Source organism: Acinetobacter sp. CAU_H_S139_7 (assembly GCF_058599305.1).
Genome location: NZ_CM178651.1, coordinates 3153109 through 3170330 on the forward strand (window position 1 = coordinate 3153109; position 17222 = coordinate 3170330).

Annotated in this window: 12 protein-coding genes; 7 read left to right on the forward strand and 5 right to left on the reverse strand. The window is 43.2% G+C overall.

Going from position 1 to position 17222, the window contains the following annotated elements:
* Nucleotides 1–71: 71 nt before the first annotated feature.
* The 6 genes from AC4MC0_RS15355 (at nucleotide 72) to AC4MC0_RS15380 (ending at nucleotide 5289) form a co-directional block, all read left to right on the forward strand.
* A complete protein-coding gene (locus AC4MC0_RS15355) occupies nucleotides 72–1913 on the forward strand; it encodes a monovalent cation:proton antiporter-2 (CPA2) family protein (protein WP_491887145.1) in 1842 nt (613 codons plus the stop codon).
* Nucleotides 1914–1963: 50 nt separating this feature from the next.
* Nucleotides 1964–2839, forward strand: a complete 876-nt coding sequence (gene hslO, locus AC4MC0_RS15360) for an Hsp33 family molecular chaperone HslO (RefSeq protein WP_004978815.1) — start codon at nucleotides 1964–1966, stop codon at nucleotides 2837–2839.
* A 199-nt stretch (nucleotides 2840–3038) separates the two neighbouring features.
* Nucleotides 3039–3491: a DUF2147 domain-containing protein gene (locus AC4MC0_RS15365; protein ID WP_058868816.1), complete on the forward strand. Its 453-nt coding sequence runs from the start codon at nucleotides 3039–3041 to the stop codon at nucleotides 3489–3491.
* Nucleotides 3492–3634: 143 nt separating this feature from the next.
* Nucleotides 3635–4588 carry a DnaJ C-terminal domain-containing protein gene (locus AC4MC0_RS15370; RefSeq protein ID WP_078388551.1) on the forward strand — a complete coding sequence of 318 codons (954 nt, stop codon included), beginning with the start codon at nucleotides 3635–3637 and terminating at the stop codon, nucleotides 4586–4588.
* 10 nt (nucleotides 4589–4598) lie between these two features.
* The gene (locus AC4MC0_RS15375) at nucleotides 4599–4955 is read left to right on the forward strand and encodes a chaperone modulator CbpM (RefSeq protein ID WP_004978810.1); all 357 of its coding nucleotides are present in this window, start codon (nucleotides 4599–4601) and stop codon (nucleotides 4953–4955) included.
* Nucleotides 4956–5028: 73 nt separating this feature from the next.
* Nucleotides 5029–5289: an HP1242/YdcH family protein gene (locus tag AC4MC0_RS15380; RefSeq protein WP_004692664.1), complete on the forward strand. Its 261-nt coding sequence runs from the start codon at nucleotides 5029–5031 to the stop codon at nucleotides 5287–5289.
* Nucleotides 5290–5409: 120 nt separating this feature from the next.
* Here the strand turns inward: AC4MC0_RS15380 and AC4MC0_RS15385 are convergent, their stop codons facing one another.
* From AC4MC0_RS15385 to rpsO, 3 genes are all read right to left on the reverse strand, one after another.
* Nucleotides 5410–6645 (reverse strand): magnesium transporter CorA family protein, encoded by a 1236-nt coding sequence (locus AC4MC0_RS15385; RefSeq protein ID WP_335998379.1) that lies wholly within the window; start codon nucleotides 6643–6645, stop codon nucleotides 5410–5412.
* A 142-nt stretch (nucleotides 6646–6787) separates the two neighbouring features.
* A complete protein-coding gene (gene pnp, locus AC4MC0_RS15390) occupies nucleotides 6788–8875 on the reverse strand; it encodes a polyribonucleotide nucleotidyltransferase (protein ID WP_171355061.1) in 2088 nt (695 codons plus the stop codon).
* Between the two features lie 260 nt (nucleotides 8876–9135).
* Nucleotides 9136–9405, reverse strand: a complete 270-nt coding sequence (gene rpsO, locus AC4MC0_RS15395; RefSeq protein WP_004692669.1) for a 30S ribosomal protein S15 — start codon at nucleotides 9403–9405, stop codon at nucleotides 9136–9138.
* Nucleotides 9406–9656: 251 nt separating this feature from the next.
* Between rpsO and AC4MC0_RS15400 the strand changes: the two genes are divergently transcribed.
* The gene (locus AC4MC0_RS15400; RefSeq protein WP_335998382.1) at nucleotides 9657–10955 is read left to right on the forward strand and encodes a serine hydrolase domain-containing protein; all 1299 of its coding nucleotides are present in this window, start codon (nucleotides 9657–9659) and stop codon (nucleotides 10953–10955) included.
* A 688-nt stretch (nucleotides 10956–11643) separates the two neighbouring features.
* Here AC4MC0_RS15400 and recD read toward each other — a convergent pair.
* The gene (recD, locus tag AC4MC0_RS15405) at nucleotides 11644–13428 is read right to left on the reverse strand and encodes an exodeoxyribonuclease V subunit alpha (protein WP_335998416.1); all 1785 of its coding nucleotides are present in this window, start codon (nucleotides 13426–13428) and stop codon (nucleotides 11644–11646) included.
* A 39-nt stretch (nucleotides 13429–13467) separates the two neighbouring features.
* Nucleotides 13468–17220: a UvrD-helicase domain-containing protein gene (locus tag AC4MC0_RS15410; protein ID WP_335998384.1), complete on the reverse strand. Its 3753-nt coding sequence runs from the start codon at nucleotides 17218–17220 to the stop codon at nucleotides 13468–13470.
* Nucleotides 17221–17222 lie beyond the last annotated feature (2 nt).

Here is a 17222-nt window from a genome sequence, read left to right on the forward strand (position 1 = left end):
AATAAGGTTTAGACCTGAGTCGCGTTCTCCCTTAAACTTCCAACATAAAGAAAAAAATTTAGGACAGGGCAATGTCTCTACTGCTTCAAATCACCCTCTTTTTGGCTGCGGCACTGATGATCGTTCCGTTGGCAAAACGGCTGGGGATTGCCACGGTACTCGGCTATTTATTCACGGGTATCTTACTCGGCCCCAGTGTATTAAATGTCGTCCATGACCCTGAAGACATTCATAAACTCGCTGAATACGGCGTGATTTTCTTGATGTTCATTATTGGACTAGAACTTCGCCCGCAACGTTTATGGGAAATGCGTAAATCCATTTTTGTGATGGGCAGTTTACAAGTAACACTCTGTGGCGTGCTACTGGCGTGCATCGTCTTTTTTGCCCTGCAGCAACAGATTTCGGCCAGTGTTGTGATTGGTTTTGCCCTTGCCCTATCCTCCACCGCATTTGTGTTGCAACTGCTCAGCGAAAAACAGCAACTTAATACCACTTTTGGTCAGCAGTCCTTTTCCATTTTACTCTTTCAAGATATTGCCGCGATTCCGCTGATTGCGATTATCCCCCTGCTTGCGGGAACAAACTCAACCCATCATGGCGTGGCCTACTTTGCAGCAATTGTGGCCACCTTTACAGGCTTGTTTTTATTTAGCCGCTATCTCATGCGCCCTTTTTTCCGCTTTGTGGCCAAAAGTGGCGCACATGAACTGATTACCGCAGTCGGTTTGTTTATTGTCTTAGGCGTGGTCGCGCTGATGGATGTCTTAGGCATCAGTACCACCTTGGGCGCATTTTTAACTGGGGTACTTCTAGCTGACTCTGAATTCCGTCATGAACTGGAAGCCAGTATTGCACCATTTAAAGGTCTACTTCTCGGTCTATTCTTCATGACCGTCGGGATGAGCACACAAGTTTCGCTCCTGTGGGAAAGCCCAAGTCTGATTATTGGCGGTGCGTTATTGCTGATGTTGGTCAAACTGCTGGCCTTAACGGCCATCGCTCGCTACTTCGAGTTTTCATGGCGCAATAGTTTGATGTTGGCCACTTGTTTGGCACAAGGTGGTGAATTTGCTTTTGTGGTGCTCAATGTTGCCATGAGTGAACACATGATCACACAGGCCATTTTAGAACCGATCAATTTGATCGTGACGTTGTCGATGATTCTGACGCCTATTCTATACTGGCTGATGAGTTCGTGGGTGGTGCCTCTATTCGAGAAAGAAACTACACCTGTCTATGATGAGATTCCTGAACAGCATAACCCGATGATCATTGCTGGCTTTGGCCGTGTCGGCCAAATTGTGGCACGACTGGTTCACTTACAGCACCAAACCTTCACGGCGATTGACAGCAATATCGACAAGGTCGATTTCGTTCGCAACTATGGTGGCAAACTCTACTATGGTGATGCCACTCAACCCGATATCCTGCGTGCAGCCGGTATCGAACATGCCAAAGTGTTTGTATTAGCCATTGATGATATTGAAGACTCCATGAATGTGGCACGGCATATTCGACTCAATTATCCAGATTTAAACTTGCTGGTCCGTGCCCGTGACCGACATCATGTGCATTTGTTACGTGACTTGGGGGTAGAGCATATTTGGCGTGAAACCTATTTATCGTCTTTAGGAATGGCCTATTTTGCCCTACGTAATTTAGGCATTGCAGAACAAGATGCCTATAAGAGCATTGAGTTATTTCGCGATTATGATGAAAAACTACTCGCACAGCAGCAAAGTATTTATAACGATGAACAGAAGGTCTATGAAACACATCGTAATGCTCTAGCCGAATTAGAACACTTATTTGAAAGTGATACGCAGCTCCGTCAAAGCCCTGTGGGTGTTGACCTACAACGTGAGTTACAACATGACCGAATAGATGTCACACGGGATGAAGTAAAATGACTTGTGTTTTACAATATCGTCACCATTAAGACAGGATATTGGAGAAATTTATGTCTGATTTGCGTCAACGCTTTTATATTGAAGATAGTCCTGTTCGTGGTGAAGTGGTTCATCTAGAAGAAACCCTACAAACCATCTTGGCGCAGCGTGATTATGCACCTGCAGTCCAAGTGCTGTTAGGTGAAATGCTTAGTGCCACGGCATTACTTGCCAGTACTTTAAAAATTAAAGGCCGTATTAGTTTACAAATTCAGGCTTCAGGTAGTTTCAAATGGGCCATGGCTGAATGTAATCACCTTGGTGAAGTACGTGCCTTGGCGGATTATGAAGCAGATCCTCGCTTTAATGCTGCCGACAGCAGCAGTACGGTATTGAGCACCCTCATTAGCCCTGTACTATTTATTAATATTGAGCCAGAATTTGGTGAGCGTTATCAAGGGATTGTGGCTTTAGACAAGCCAAATCTTGCGGGTTGTTTAATGCAGTACTATGACCTGTCTGCCCAAATTCCAACACGTATCGTTTTGGCCAGTTCAGCCCAGCGTGCTGGCGGTTTACTTATTCAGCTGTTACCACGTAACAGTGAAGAGGAACAAGAACGTGTTGATCAAGACTTATGGCCACGTCTGACCATGTTGACTGAAACGCTCAAAATCGAAGAGTTAACCGATTTAGAATCCAGTGAAATTCTTTACCGTTTATACAACGAAGAAGAAGTACGCTTACCTGAAGTTGAAGTACTGAAATTTGGCTGTACCTGTTCGAAAGAACGTTGTGCTCAAGCGCTTGAACAAATTGGCGCTGAAGCCGTTCGTGAAACGCTAGAACATCAAAACCCGATTACCATGGACTGCCAGTTCTGTAACACGCAATATAGCTTTAGTGCAGAAGAAGCCTTGGGTTTATTTGGTGAACACTTAAGCTAAGCGCGTCATGTGCAATAAAAAAAGAGCAACTAAATTGCTCTTTTTTTATGCCTTTGTTCTCATAAAAATAAGATAATTCAAATGATTCATCACTTTTATTCATAGATATTTCACTGGTCACACCGCTTAAATTTCGTTATAAATAAACCCATAATTTTTATATGTCTTTATTTTTCTCTTCCATTGGGGTTTTATCATCATGAAATTTTCTTGCAGTCTTTTCGTACTCAGCAGTTTATGTGCCTTCTCCAGTTTTGCAGCAACTGATCCTTTGGTCGGAAAATGGAAAACTATCGATGATAAAACAGGATACTCTCTCAGTGACGTCATGATTGAAAAAGACAAAAACAATAGCTATAAAGCAGTCATCGTAAGTACGCGTGAAATTCCAGGTGCGGTAAAAATAGAAAACTGTAGCAAGTGTGATGGGGTCAATAAAAATCAACCCATCGTCGGCATGACAACGCTCAGCCATTTGCAGTTAGACAATGCCAAAGATTCGACCTATAGCCATGAACAGTTCCTCGACCCTTTCACAGGGCTACGTTATGACGCATATGCACGACTCAGCAACAATGGTAAGCACTTACGAATTCGAGGAACGTCGACCGAAAATGGCGGTGGGCGCAACATCACATGGGTCAAATACTAAGTATCCCTCATCCATCAAAGCCCCTTTCATCGGGGCTTTTTTCTTGTCATGTTTTGAAACAATAAGGAACATATCTTTACTGTTGAAATCTGCTGAAAGGCTGAATAATGATTGAAACTTAATCAATTTATTTAATCTTATTTATGCCGAAGAACCATTATGAAATACTCGGTTTAACGCGAGATGCGACCGCCGAACAAATTAAAAAAGCCTATCGAAAATTGGCACGTAAGTATCATCCCGATGTCAGTAAGGAGCCTGATGCTGAAGCACGTATGCAAGAATTGAATGTCGCCTATGACACCTTAAGTGATGAAACGAAAAAAGCAGAATATGACTTTGAACTCGATCATCCGCAAGGCTCACAGCAATTCAACCCCAATGCAGGCTTTGGCGGTTTTGAAGATGCATTTCGGAATGCCCAAGGTGGGCAACAGGCACATGATTTTTCAGGATTTGAAGACTTATTTGGCCGTTTTGGTTCAGGTTTTGGAGGATCAAACTATCAATATCAACGCCAAAATAGCACACGCCATAAAGGCGAAGACCAACATGCGCGTTTAGAGGTCGATCTTGAGGTTGGATTCCACGGTACCACCCAAACTATTACCTTACAAATTCCTACTTTAAATGCCTATGGTGAAGCGGAAATTCAGCGCAAAACGCTGGAAGTTAAAATTCCCAAAGGCATGAAAGAAGGGCAACAAATTCGCTTAAGTGGTCAAGGACAGTCAGGTATTCAGGGTGGTGAAAATGGCGACCTGTATATCGAAATTTATTACAAAGATACGGAGACCACACGCGTTGAAGGAGTTGATGTCTATCACCAACTGAATATCAGTCCTTGGGAAGCCGCTTTGGGGCAAAGCATCACCGCCGCGCTCCCTAATGGTCGGACATTACAAATTCAAATTCCGAAAAATGCCAAAACGGGGCAGCAACTCCGTTTAAAAGATCAGGGGATTCCAGCCAAAAAGGCAGGACATTTATATTTAATTTTAAACATTGTTCAACCTCCTGCGCAGAGTGAGCAAGAACAGCAAGCCTACCAAGCCTTTGCTGAAGCCTTCCCTCACTTTAAGCCGCGTCAGTCTTAAGGAGAAAGTTATGACGACTATTCAATATCGTGAAATTATTTTAGACGGATGTCGACACGCTGAAATTGTTGATGAACAACATAGCTTTGATTTAAAGCATTTTGCTGAAGCCTGCGGACAAAGTCCTGAATGGGTTTTACAGCTGTTGGAATATGACATTCTGCCTAACCGACCCGATAACCGCATTCACCAATTTTTTGGTGATGATGTCTCACGTGCACGGCGAGCCTATCGCTTACAACGTGACTTTGATGCCAGCTTTACTGCAGTCGCAATGATGCTGGATTTGATTGAGGAAGTTCAAAAACTTCGTCGTGAAGTAAAACATTTACATCTCACTGACCCAGTTCAAACGACTCAACACTAGTTCTATAAAGAAAGATGGGCGCATGCCTTTCTTTCTTTTTTTTATTTTTGAATAAGAGGATTAGACGGCAACCATGAAACTCAAAGTTTGTAATAAAAAGACTAAGCTCATGTTTCCTGAATACCGTGACATGATTCAACAGCTTAGAGAAGACAATCCGCATTTTTCTAAAATGTTTGACGACCATGAAGCTCTCGATCAGGAAATTTGTTTACTCGAACAAGACCCTGTCAGGATTCATCGTGGAGAGATTGAGCCCCTCAAACGCAAAAAGTTGTTCATTAAAGATCAGCTTTATCGGATTTTAAAAGGAGCCCAGTTAAAAACCTCTTAAATTAAATCTCCCTGCGACGCCCACATATCCGAATAATAAATTGAACAAGGATAGCGTCGGCATGTAAAGAAACACCTTAAAGCCCATTTGCTTTAATGGCCTATGTGGAAAATCACCGAATTATTTTAATTTGGTGATTTTCTCTAAATCTTTAATGGTGCCCTTCACGGTTTGCTTGATCGGCTCATAATCGATAAACCAAAACAAATTCATATGTTGATCCGCATGCTGTTGTGCCAACATATCAATGACACTTTTTTCGCCACGCCCGACCAAATGACGTCGATAAAAATAATACAGCAGAATCAATGTCGTCATTAACATGATACCCAACATGATCCAAAACCCTGTGGGGGACTTCAGCCCCGGAATAAACTCGAAGTTCATACCATACACCCCTGTCAGTAAGGTCAGTGGTGCAAAAATCGCAGTAATAATGGCTAAAATCCGCATATTTTCATTGGTTTGATTGGCTATGGCAGAAAAATGCAAATCGATAGCTGCTTGCACTGCATTTCTCAAGCGAATGGTATGCTTTTGAATACGTTCAATATGACTGGTTAAATCATCGACACGTACCAGCATGATGTCTTGTTTTTCACTACGCTTTTTCCCTTTCAAGTGCGAATAATTATCGACAATTTCATCGCGTAATTCCTGCAAAGTTTCGATTTGTTCTTCGCACAAATTTTCCACTTGTTGGAAAGCCATATTCTCTTGCAATATTTGATGCCACTTGGTAAAACGGCGATGGCCTTGTAAAAGCTCTTGCTGCCAAAACTCCACTCGACGCGTCAGCGGAACACGTAAATCGAGATAACCATCCACCATGTTATTGAGCAGTCTCAAGGTCAAATCTAAAGGTGTTGCGGGTAGTTTTCGTGGCTTATTATGTTCTTCAATCGGACGGCTCAACACCGTTTCCATACGCTGAATATAGCTTTCAACTTCTTTATTGCCCTGCTCTCTAACCGTAATCAAAACTTGCGGCGTAAGCATAAAGCTAATCGGGGTCGTCGCCAGACCAAAGACCCGTTCATGTTTTTCAGTCGCTTGCGTATCAAGCTTGATTTGATCATCAGGTGTGATCAGCTTACGAAAGATCAGCAAGTCGTAATCTTCCAAAGTGTCAAAGGCACAAGGATGTTCTAAATTGAGAATGTCACGCAGATGATATTCATTCATCCACAGTCCCGTTGCCGCATAAATGTCCTGCTGCCAATGTTCTGCCCGATTGACCACATCGTCACGGCTACACTCCACCCAAATAAACTCAGCTTCCTGCTCTGCAATCGGCTGTTTCTGCACATAAGTATGCTGTGCGGTGGGATGTTGATAGAAATAATAGCTTTGCATATCTCATTTATTATTGTTTGTCTTAGCCAGCATGATGCCATAAAAAAAGCCCTGAGCAAGCCAAAGTTTAAATTGGCCAAGCTCAAGGCTTTTCTAAGACAGCTCAATTCACATGGCAAACACCATGTGAATTGACAAGAGATTAAACTTGTTCGATGTCTTTCATCGTCAATTTGATACGACCACGGTTGTCTACATCCGCAACTTGTACCTTAATTTCTTGACCTTCTTTCAACACATCTGCCACGTTTGCAATACGCTCGTTCGAGATTTGTGAAATGTGAAGTAAGCCATCAGTACCTGGAAGGATGTTTACAAACGCACCGAATTCAACGATACGAATGACTTTACCAACGTAAATTGTACCTGGTTCAATTTCAGCAGTCAGTGCTTGGATTTTTGCAACTGCAGCAGCAGCAGCAGCTTTGGTTTCACCAAATACGCGTACTGTACCGTTGTCTTCAATATCAATTGCAGCTTTGGTTTCTTCAGTAATGGCACGGATGGTCGCACCACCTTTACCAATCACGTCACGGATCTTGTCTGGGTTGATGTTGATCACTTGGAATGTCGGTGCATGCATTGAAATTTCAGGGCGAGCACGTGAAATCACTTGGTTCATTTCATTCAAGATATGCATACGGCCTGCATACGCTTGGTTCAATGCCGCTTCCATGATCTCTTCAGTGATACCTTCAATTTTGATATCCATTTGAAGCGCGGTAATACCGTTCGCAGAACCAGCTACTTTAAAGTCCATGTCACCTAAGTGATCTTCGTCACCTAAGATGTCAGAAAGAACTGCGAAACGCTCGCCTTCTTTCACTAGACCCATTGCGATACCTGCAACTGGCGCTTTCAATGGAACACCTGCATCCATAAGTGATAATGAAGCACCACATACAGAAGCCATTGAAGATGAACCGTTTGATTCAGTAATGTCCGATACGATACGAATCACGTACGGGAAGCGATCAGCCGCAGGAAGAACTGCTTGAACACCACGACGTGCCAAACGACCGTGACCAATTTCACGACGCTTAGGACCAGATTCACGACCTGTTTCACCGACAGAGTATGCAGGGAAGTTGTAGTGCAACATGAAGTTGTCAGTTTTAGTACCGGCTAGGGTATCAACCATCAACGCATCACGGGTATTACCTAAAGTGGTAGTTACCAATGCTTGAGTTTCACCACGTGTGAATAATGCAGAACCGTGTGCACGGCCTAATACGCCCACTTGAACATCAATGGCACGAACAGTTTTCGTGTCACGACCATCAATACGTGGTTTACCAGACAAGATGTTGTCACGTACCGTACGGTATTTCAAGTCTTCGAATAATTCGTCAACTTCAGCAGCAATACCAGTTTCATCTTCTTCAGGAACAAACTGAGCAACAGCTTCAGCATGAAGCGCATCTAATGCTGCATAACGGTCTTGCTTAACAGCAATTGTGTATGCTTCAGAGATTTTCGCTTCGAATGCTTCTTTCAATTTACCAAGAAGTTCTTCATTTTTAACTGGCGCAACCCAAGTAGATTTAACTGCGCCCGCAGCTGCAGCAAACTCTTTAATTGCTTGAATTGCGATTTGCATTTCGTCATGACCGAAAAGTACAGCGCCTAACATTTGGTCTTCAGAAAGTTCTTTCGCTTCAGATTCAACCATCAATACAGCAGCTTCAGTACCTGCAACCACAAGGTCAAGATCAGATTCTTTAAGCTGTTCTAAAGTTGGGTTAAGGATGTATTCACCGTTGATTAAACCAACACGTGCGCCTGCGATTGGGCCTGCAAATGGAACACCAGCAATAGACATCGCAGCTGAAGCACCCAACATTGCAGCGATATCGCCTTCCATGGTTTTGTCAGAAGATATAACAGTCGCTGTTACTTGGATTTCATTGTAGAAACCTTCTGGGAACAATGGACGGATTGGACGGTCAATAAGACGTGAAATTAAAGTTTCAGCTTCAGACTGACGACCTTCACGCTTACCGTAACCACCTGGGATACGACCTGCAGCATATTGTTTTTCTTGGTAGTTAACAGTCAACGGGAAGAAGTCTTGGCCTGCTTTTGCTTTTGGTTGAGCAACAATTGCAACAAGAACCTGTACACCACCCATGGTGATCACAACAGTGTTTGCTTGACGAGCAACACGACCAGTTTCTAAAACAACCGTGTGTTGACCATACTGGAATTCTTTACGAATAATATTAAACATAGACATGTATTTTTCTTTCCTGATTTTTATTCTAGTGGAGACCCCTAAGGTTTGGCATTCACATCGCCATTTCAGGCAACTGTATAAATGACAAAGCTTAGAAGCCGACCTCACCAGAGACTAAAAATATGATTTTAAGACACAAAGAAGGAGCGAAACATTCGCCCCTTCCCCATTACCTCACAGAAGCAAGGTAGACTTTCTTTTCCAGTAATAAAGCATTCAAAATGCGATAGTCCGAAAATAAAAGTTTAATCGAATTAACGACGTAAACCTAAAGCAGCAATCAAGTCGCTGTAACGAGTAGCGTCTTTACCTTTAAGGTAATCAAGAAGCTTACGACGTTGGTTAACCATACGGATAAGACCGCGACGGCTATGGTGGTCGTGTTTGTGCTCTTTGAAGTGACCTTGTAAATCATTGATTTGAGCAGTTAAAAGAGCTACTTGAACTTCTGGTGAACCAGTGTCGTTTTCAGCGCGAGCAAATTTAGCAATGATCTCTGCGCGATCTGCGTTTGTTAAAGCCATTCGATTTCTCCGAGATGCTTATAAGTTACATTTGATACAAATCAAATTGATTCTTCAAAACCAAGTTGACTGCCGTGCATCACTACAGCAAAGCATTATTTTAAGGGATCTAGCGCTATATTGCAAAAATGTTTTATGTTCGCAGTCAATTCAGCAACTGACGGCTTTGCACAAATCATGCACAATCATGACAATTCTGATTTTCAATATCAGACTCAAATCCAATAAAAACGAAAAATAGAGAGAAATTTGTGAAAATTTTATCTGCCAATACCTGTTATGTCCCCCATGACCTCAACCACGTGATTCGTTCTAAGGATGAGGTCTCCGCTACCTTGGGTGGCATGAATGACGCACAAATTCAAAGCATTTGGGCCAGTGTAGAGTCCCTATATAAAACAGGAAACTACCCTTTCATCAGCCTCTGTTTACGTCGTCAGGGACAAATATTGTTAAATCGCAGCATTGGTTATGCGCAAGGCAACTCACCCGATGGTTTAGCGGCAGATGCGAAAATTGGCACACCTGATACCCCAGTTTGCTTATTTTCCGCCTCTAAAATCGTTACAGCCATGCTGATTCATATGTTGGATGAACGCGGTGATCTGAATTTACTCGATCCGATTAGCCACTATATTCCCGAATATGGCGTAAACGGTAAACGTCGTGCCACCATTTTCCATTTACTCGCTCATCGTGGTGGCATTCCTCGCATTGACAATAAAGTCACGCCTGAACTGTTGTTTAATCAAGATCAAATTTTAGAACGTCTTTATGCTGCACAACCCGTTTCAGCCTCAGGCACACATCTGGCGTATCACGCCGTGACGTCAGGTTATATTTTAGGGGAAATTATCAAGCGGGTAACAGGTCAAACGGCCCGTGAATTTCTTGCCGAAAATATCGAAAAACCCATGGGCTTAGATTACTTTAACTATGGCCTAAAACCTGAGTATCGGGCGGATGTCGCTTTAAACTATGCCACAGGTCTACATCCACGTTTAGGCACAGACCATTATCTTAATCGGGTACTGGGCGGTGGTTTACAGTTGGCGGTCGATGTGACCAATGATGCGCGTTTTATGGACACGATTTGCCCAGCAGGCAACATTTATACCAGTGCGGAACAAGCTGGACGTTTCTTTGAAATGCTCTTGAGTGGTGGCGAATACCAAGGCAAACAAATCATGAGTGCCCAAACGGTATTTCGCTCGACCTTGGCCACGTCAGGAGTTAGTTTAGATCGGACATTATTAGTCCCGATGCGTTATGCCTTAGGCCCAATGTTAGGGAGTAATCCTATTGGGTTATTTGGACCCATGACTGGGCAAGCCTTTGGACATCTCGGGTTTTCCAATATTCTCTGCTGGGCCGATCCAGAACGTGATATTAGCGTATCGCTATTAACCACAGGAAAATCTGTCGTCGGGACCCACTTACCTGCTTTAGCGAAAACGCTTTATCAAATCTCGAAGCATTGTCCCAAAATCTTAAGGCACCAACGTCGCTCATTATTTGCAACCGATCGAAGCGAAACAGATGTAGTCTGAGCATAAAAAAAAGCCCAAGTAAACTTGGGCTTTTTTGCGCTGTAGTGTTCTTTTATTTTTGTTCTTGTTGTTTTGGTTATCATTATAATAATGCGCTTTTCCGCGTCTTGTATTAAACATTCCATGTTTAATTATTTACGTCCTTATGTGACACATTTTGCCACACAGAGCTAAAGAGAAAAGTCGCATTTTGCTCATCTCCATGTAAGCGATTGCTTACATTAAACCCTCAATTTCTCCACAATTGAACCTAAATCACATTCTAAAATTCAATAAATTACACTTAAATAAATAAAAAACAGATACTTAATAAATTAATTAAAAGTTACAAACCACAATATATTGCGCCAATATCTACCCAACCGTTCATATATTAATGTATTTGTGTTTCGATAAATGATTGGCTATTTTTTGTCATATTATGCCAATTCAGCAGATATAAAAAAGCCTTGTAGTCTCTCCCAAAACTACAAGGCTTAGCGGCTGTAAGTTTCCTCTTTCACCTACTTCACTGTAAGTTCGCTGTCTACTGACGTTATTATTATCTTTTTGCGATTATACTCAACATTCCGTGTTGAGCTCTTTATGTGAAGCCATCTTCTCAAAATCCTCAGCAAAGCTCTATGCGCAAATCTCCTGAATCCCTGTAAGCCATTTCGTACAAAGCTCCTATTTGTTTATTAAATCTTCACAATTGAATATGTTGATTAATTTTTCTTGATAGACCACTTTCTCGGGTGGTTCGAGTCACCATAGCATGTACGAATGCATCGGCATCGACCAGTAAACTGACCACTTTTTTTGCCCGCGTAATTGCGGTATAAATCAACTCTTTACTGAGTAATTTTTCAGCCTGCCGATCTAACACCACCGCGGTATGGGTGAACTCAGAGCCTTGAGATTTGTGAATAGTCAGCGCAAAAGCCGTTTCAATATTTTTGGGTAATCGTGTCGCAGCTACCCATTTATCCAAGCTGGGGAAATACACCTCAAACTGCAACTTACCTTGTTGTATACGATGTAAACACAGGCCAATATCGCCATTCGACACCCCCAACTGATAGTCGTTATAGGTCATCATCACAGGACGGCCCAAGTACCACTCACCCTGCTTGATTTGTTTTGATTGTTCTAATAGACGTTGCTCGATTTGCAGATTGAGCTGTTTTAAGCCGAAATGGCCGTGACGTATGGCGGCTAAAATACGGTAATCATCAAAATGATGAATCACTTTGGGCACGAGAGACTCATTAGGATTTTGCTGATATTGCTTTAAAGCCTCGACATAGCCCTGAAAGCCGAGCATCAGCAGATCATAATAATGTTGTAACTGCTCTGCAGATAAAGCCTGCTCAGGCAACAATTCAAGTTGTAGATAATCGACCTTGACCTGATCCAACTCAACCGCCTTCAACGTCGTGGCATTTACTACTTGCTGTTGAAAAGTATGCAATACTCTCTGTTTTTCGGCAGGATGCGTCGTTAAGTCAAAACAAGATTGCTGTTGAATAAATTGTGCCAACTTTCCAATCCGTGCATCTGATTTGAAACGACGGCTATTGACCAAATTGACTCTATTTTCAGCCAAAGCTGGAACCTGTTGTAGATCGGCGAGCACAGAGCCGACATCGACCGAAGCCAACTGATCAGCATCGCCCAATAAAATCAAACGAGCTTGATTCGGCATGGCAGCAAAGAGCATCTGTGCCAAATTTAAATCTAGCATTGACGCTTCATCAACGACAATCACATCATAAGGTAAAGGTTGTCTGCTATGAAAACGCGGTTGCTGCGTATTCCCAAGACCCAAAAGTCGATGTAGCGTCACAGGGTTTAAGTTTTTCAAATCTGGGGTAATGAAATCTTGTAACTTTTCATCTTGAAAAGAGTTCTGAAGGGCTTCTTTCATGCGCTGCGCCGCCTTACCTGTCGGTGCAGCCATCGCAATACGAATATCAGGCAGACTTTGTTTGAGCACCGCAATAATACGCGCCAAGGTATAGGTTTTCCCTGTGCCTGGACCACCTGTAATGATCGCGAGCGCCTGCTCAGCCACCATAGCCAAAGCCTGTTTTTGGTGTGGATCTTCAAGTAAATGAGCATAAGCTGAAATATCCACTTGCGTTAAGTCTTGCAGTTTTAACCGCGCCACTTGCTGGGCTAAGGACTGCTCTAAAGCCCAATAACGATACAGATATAATTGCTGCTGATCGTAAACAAACGGGGCTTTTTGTTGCTGTGCCTGCTGTTCATCCATCACCAAATCATCTAAGACTGTGACGGCTTCAGCTGCAACCGAGATACAACTCTCACCGCGTAGCATGGCTTCAAGAACCTGTTGAATCATTTCACTACGTGCTTCGGTGAACCCTGTTTTACTCAGTGGTGACTGCTGAATAAACTGACTCCAACGCGTTAACCATGTATTTATCTCGGCAGCCTGATCAATACTGGCTTTATGAACATTTTCCACACGGTTATCCTCAAAGTTATCCACAATTTAATTCTTTGTTTATGAGTGACTAATTCCACTTAATTCAGAAGTTTTACCTACATGATTTTCAGTAGAATTATCCTCAGCAAAATGACCCAAAATCGCATCTAATCTTAAAATAAACTCTGGGCTGGCACGCCAACTTAAACCCCCTTGATCGGGCTGCCCATTCATCCCTCTCAAATAAAGATAACTCGCCTGACCCAGATGTTCTTCAATGTCATAGTCCAGCAAATTCACTTTTAAATAACGATGCAAAGCCACCAAATATAAGCCCGCCTGCAACCAATAACTGGCATGTGACATATTCAATTGGATTGCATCATGATTGTAGCTCTGCTGATCCGCCCCTAAGAAGTTACTTTTATAATCGGCGATGTGATAACGCTGACCATCAAAATAAACCAAGTCTATCGAACCTGTCAGATAACGAGCAGAATTGGCTTCATTTAAGTCGAGCAGATCAATGCCGTATTCTTGAAATAATGTTTGTATGCGTTTAATCGCGAGCACATGATCGGACAATGACAAATAAAAAGGAAACTCAGCCAAGTGTTCATCGGCTTTGAGTTGCTTCAACTGAAAACCTGCATGCAAAGGCGTTTCTAGCACATCTGCTAACCACGCTTGCATCCACTGTACCAATTGAGTTTCATCATCCTGTCCAAACTCGTTTTGATATTTGCCCAATAACTCTTGCCACAGTAAGGGACTATCATTTTTAAAACGACGATGAATTTCCAGTCCCCAGTCACGCGAGTCCTGGAAATCAATGTGCTCGAAAATTTCGTGCAGGAAGGTTCCCGCAGCCGTCCCCATTGGAAACTGCCGTTTAATCCACGCCAAAGGCTGACTCAGTTCCACATCCTCAAGCACAGGATGATTAATCTCGTCATCCGCACTGCCCGCTTTCTCGCTCAAAACCGCTAAGGCATCTATTGCCTCTTTACGACTCAAATGCTGTGCCAACGCACTAAAACTGGTTTTGGAACGTGGATAAAAACGCTGTTCAGGAAAGGCCAAAGCTTGCAGTTGAATGATCTCTTGCTGCTCCGCTGGCTGTAAACGAATCGGCTTTTCGGCCAATAACGCTTCATCACCACTGGCAGGATGTTCAAATAGATTACCTGCTTGGCCACGCCAAAATGCTAATGCCGTATTTGATTTATATTCCTGATCTTGCAGCAAGGCATACACGCGGTGGCTGGCGCGAGTCAGTGCGACGTACCATAAGCGATGCTGTTCTGCTTCGGCTCGCTCATTGTGTTGATCAATCGCGGCTGGGTCTAACAGATTGGCATCATTTACTGCCACGATACGCTGTAACTCGCTCTGCCCTGTCGTCGGATTGATCTGTTCTAGCGTTGAAAAGTTTAAGGTTTTATTTATTTCCTTAAAGTCTTTGTCGGCACCCAGCAAAAACACAATTTTAAACTCTAGACCTTTGGACTGATGAATAGTCATCAACTGTACGCCTGTGGCATTGGAGTGTTTGCGTTCCAACTCCGACTCACGTTCCGCAGGCAAATGTAACTGTTTGAGATACCAATGATACAGTTTCTGCGCGCCTTGGAACTGCTCACTATGTTGGCTCAACAACTCAGTCAAATGCCGAAGATTAACCACAGTCCGTTCGTTGTCTCGGCTTTGGTAAGCCACCAAGTTTTTCCAGACTTTAAACAGATTTAAAGCGTACTGCCATGCACTTAAAAAGCCTTTATTGATCCACATGTCGCGGATGTCATCAAAATCCGCCATAAACTGGCTTAAACCGTTGGCTTGCTTTTCCAGTTCTAGTAACTGTTTTAAATCAATCGCCAACAGCCGGCTCAAAAGCGCACGGCGAACTTTGGCTTCATCAAAAGGATGCATCATTGCGGTCAATAACGCACCGACATCTTTCGCGACCTGACTTTCAAACACACTGCGTTTAGACGGACGGTTGACCAAAATTCCCAAACGCTCTAGTTCAAACTGAACTTTGTCCAAGCCATCATGGTTTTTCGACAACACCGCGATATCATTTGCCCCTATAAACTGTAGCGGATCATCTGCCACATACAGTTGCTGTTGAATGCCTTGGTTGATTAAATCACGAATTTTCCATGCCACTTGTTGAGCTTCATTTTTTTTGTCTTCAAGTAATAGCCAGCGCAGCGGTATATGGTTTTCACCCTGTGCATCGACCAAAGCGGGATGTGGTCGAGTCCCTGCTTCTACAGGCTGGTAATAGACCTGCTCACCAAAGTCCTGTTGGCGTTGAAATAAAGCATCCACCACCTGTACCAGCTTTTGCACAGAGCGATGATTATATTTCAAACTATACTGCCGACCTTGCTTTGCCAAAACATCTAAACGTGCCTTGTTATAGGTCAGCATGTCCCCGCCACGAAAGCCATAAATAGCTTGTTTTGGGTCACCGACCATAATCATACAGCCTTGAGGATAACGCTGTGCATCACGCCAAATCCGCGCCAACATATCATCTTGGTCTTGGTTGGTGTCTTGAAACTCATCCACTAAAATGAGTGGATAGCGTGCTTGTACAAACTGGGCAAAGCGCCGGCCTTGTTCGCCCTGTAAGGCTTCTGACAAGGTACGGATTTGCTGAGCAAAGGTCGTTTCACTCTTTTGCTGCAAGACTTGTGGTAATCGCTTTTTCACCTCAGAACTTAAGTGATATTTCAAATACGCATCCAACACATCCAAATTAAGCTCTAGCTCTGCCAACGCGTCTAAGAAACTGCGGACCTGTCGCCACACAGGATGCTGCTCAAACTGTTCTAGTACATCTACAGCACATTTGTTTAAGACTTTTTTCGTCGCAAGGTCAGTCAGATGTTTTAAGGTTTTTTCAAAATGTGGCGCGAATAAAGCATAAGCTCGTTGCTCTTTCAGTGCGGTCAAAAAAGCAGGTAAATCCTGACATAGAATACGCTGCATCAAAGCATCGGTACGCCACTTTTTCCCCAGCACTGCATGGTATTGCCCTTCGGGTGCATAATAGTCTTTCAAGCTTTCAATCTGCGCCACATCCAGCGCGGTAAATTGATCAATGGCCTGCTCAAATTGCGTCAAATCAAGCACAGGTTTTTCTACCTGTTGAAACTGTGCCGACGCAAAGTTCAGACTATTTTCAACAATTGGCACATAAGCCTGTTCGGTTTTTAATTTTTGTTTTAACAGTAAATAATTCACCACAGGCTGTGGCTGTGCCTGAATCCACTCGCGTAACACATCATGAATGAGCTGCTGAGTATAACTCTGCGCATCATCGGTGATATCTGCACGCTCAATCTTGCCACTTTCAAAAGAAAACTCACGCAGTAACTTTTGACTAAAACTGTCCAGTGTCCCGACAAATAACTCATCTAACTGGTCAATCACCAACTTCAAACGCTCTTGGGCAAAACCGACCCGCTGTGCGTAGTCCGTGAGCACCTTGATAAAAAGCGGATCTTGTTCAACAGCTATTTTGGCCTGTATTTCTCGCTCGGTCAGACTCTGACAACCTTCAAAATAACGTAAAGTTTCAATCAAACGTGCCCGAACGCGACTTTTCAGCTCCGCAGCGGCAGCACGGGTGAAGGTGGTTGCAATGACCTGATTCGGCAAATAGGCCCCGAGAAAAATACGCACCATCAAACTGGATAAAGTAAAAGTCTTGCCTGTGCCTGCTGAAGCTTCAATCCAATGTAAGCCCTGAAAGCTCATATCGGCAATGGGTTGATAAGATATGTTCGATGTAGGGCCCTGAGACTGTGCTTTCATGA

Excerpts from the sequence above, each read along its gene's own strand:
- AC4MC0_RS15355 (WP_491887145.1), top strand. The coding sequence starts at position 72 with ATGTCTCTACTGCTTCAAATCACCCTCTTTTTGGCTGCGGCACTGATG.
- hslO (WP_004978815.1), top strand. The coding sequence starts at position 1,964 with ATGTCTGATTTGCGTCAACGCTTTTATATTGAAGATAGTCCTGTTCGT.
- AC4MC0_RS15365 (WP_058868816.1), top strand. The coding sequence starts at position 3,039 with ATGAAATTTTCTTGCAGTCTTTTCGTACTCAGCAGTTTATGTGCCTTC.
- AC4MC0_RS15370 (WP_078388551.1), top strand. The coding sequence starts at position 3,635 with ATGCCGAAGAACCATTATGAAATACTCGGTTTAACGCGAGATGCGACC.
- AC4MC0_RS15375 (WP_004978810.1), top strand. The coding sequence starts at position 4,599 with ATGACGACTATTCAATATCGTGAAATTATTTTAGACGGATGTCGACAC.
- AC4MC0_RS15380 (WP_004692664.1), top strand. The coding sequence starts at position 5,029 with ATGAAACTCAAAGTTTGTAATAAAAAGACTAAGCTCATGTTTCCTGAA.
- AC4MC0_RS15385 (WP_335998379.1), bottom strand. The coding sequence starts at position 6,645 with ATGCAAAGCTATTATTTCTATCAACATCCCACCGCACAGCATACTTAT.
- pnp (WP_171355061.1), bottom strand. The coding sequence starts at position 8,875 with ATGTTTAATATTATTCGTAAAGAATTCCAGTATGGTCAACACACGGTT.
- rpsO (WP_004692669.1), bottom strand. The coding sequence starts at position 9,405 with ATGGCTTTAACAAACGCAGATCGCGCAGAGATCATTGCTAAATTTGCT.
- AC4MC0_RS15410 (WP_335998384.1), bottom strand. The coding sequence starts at position 17,220 with ATGAAAGCACAGTCTCAGGGCCCTACATCGAACATATCTTATCAACCC.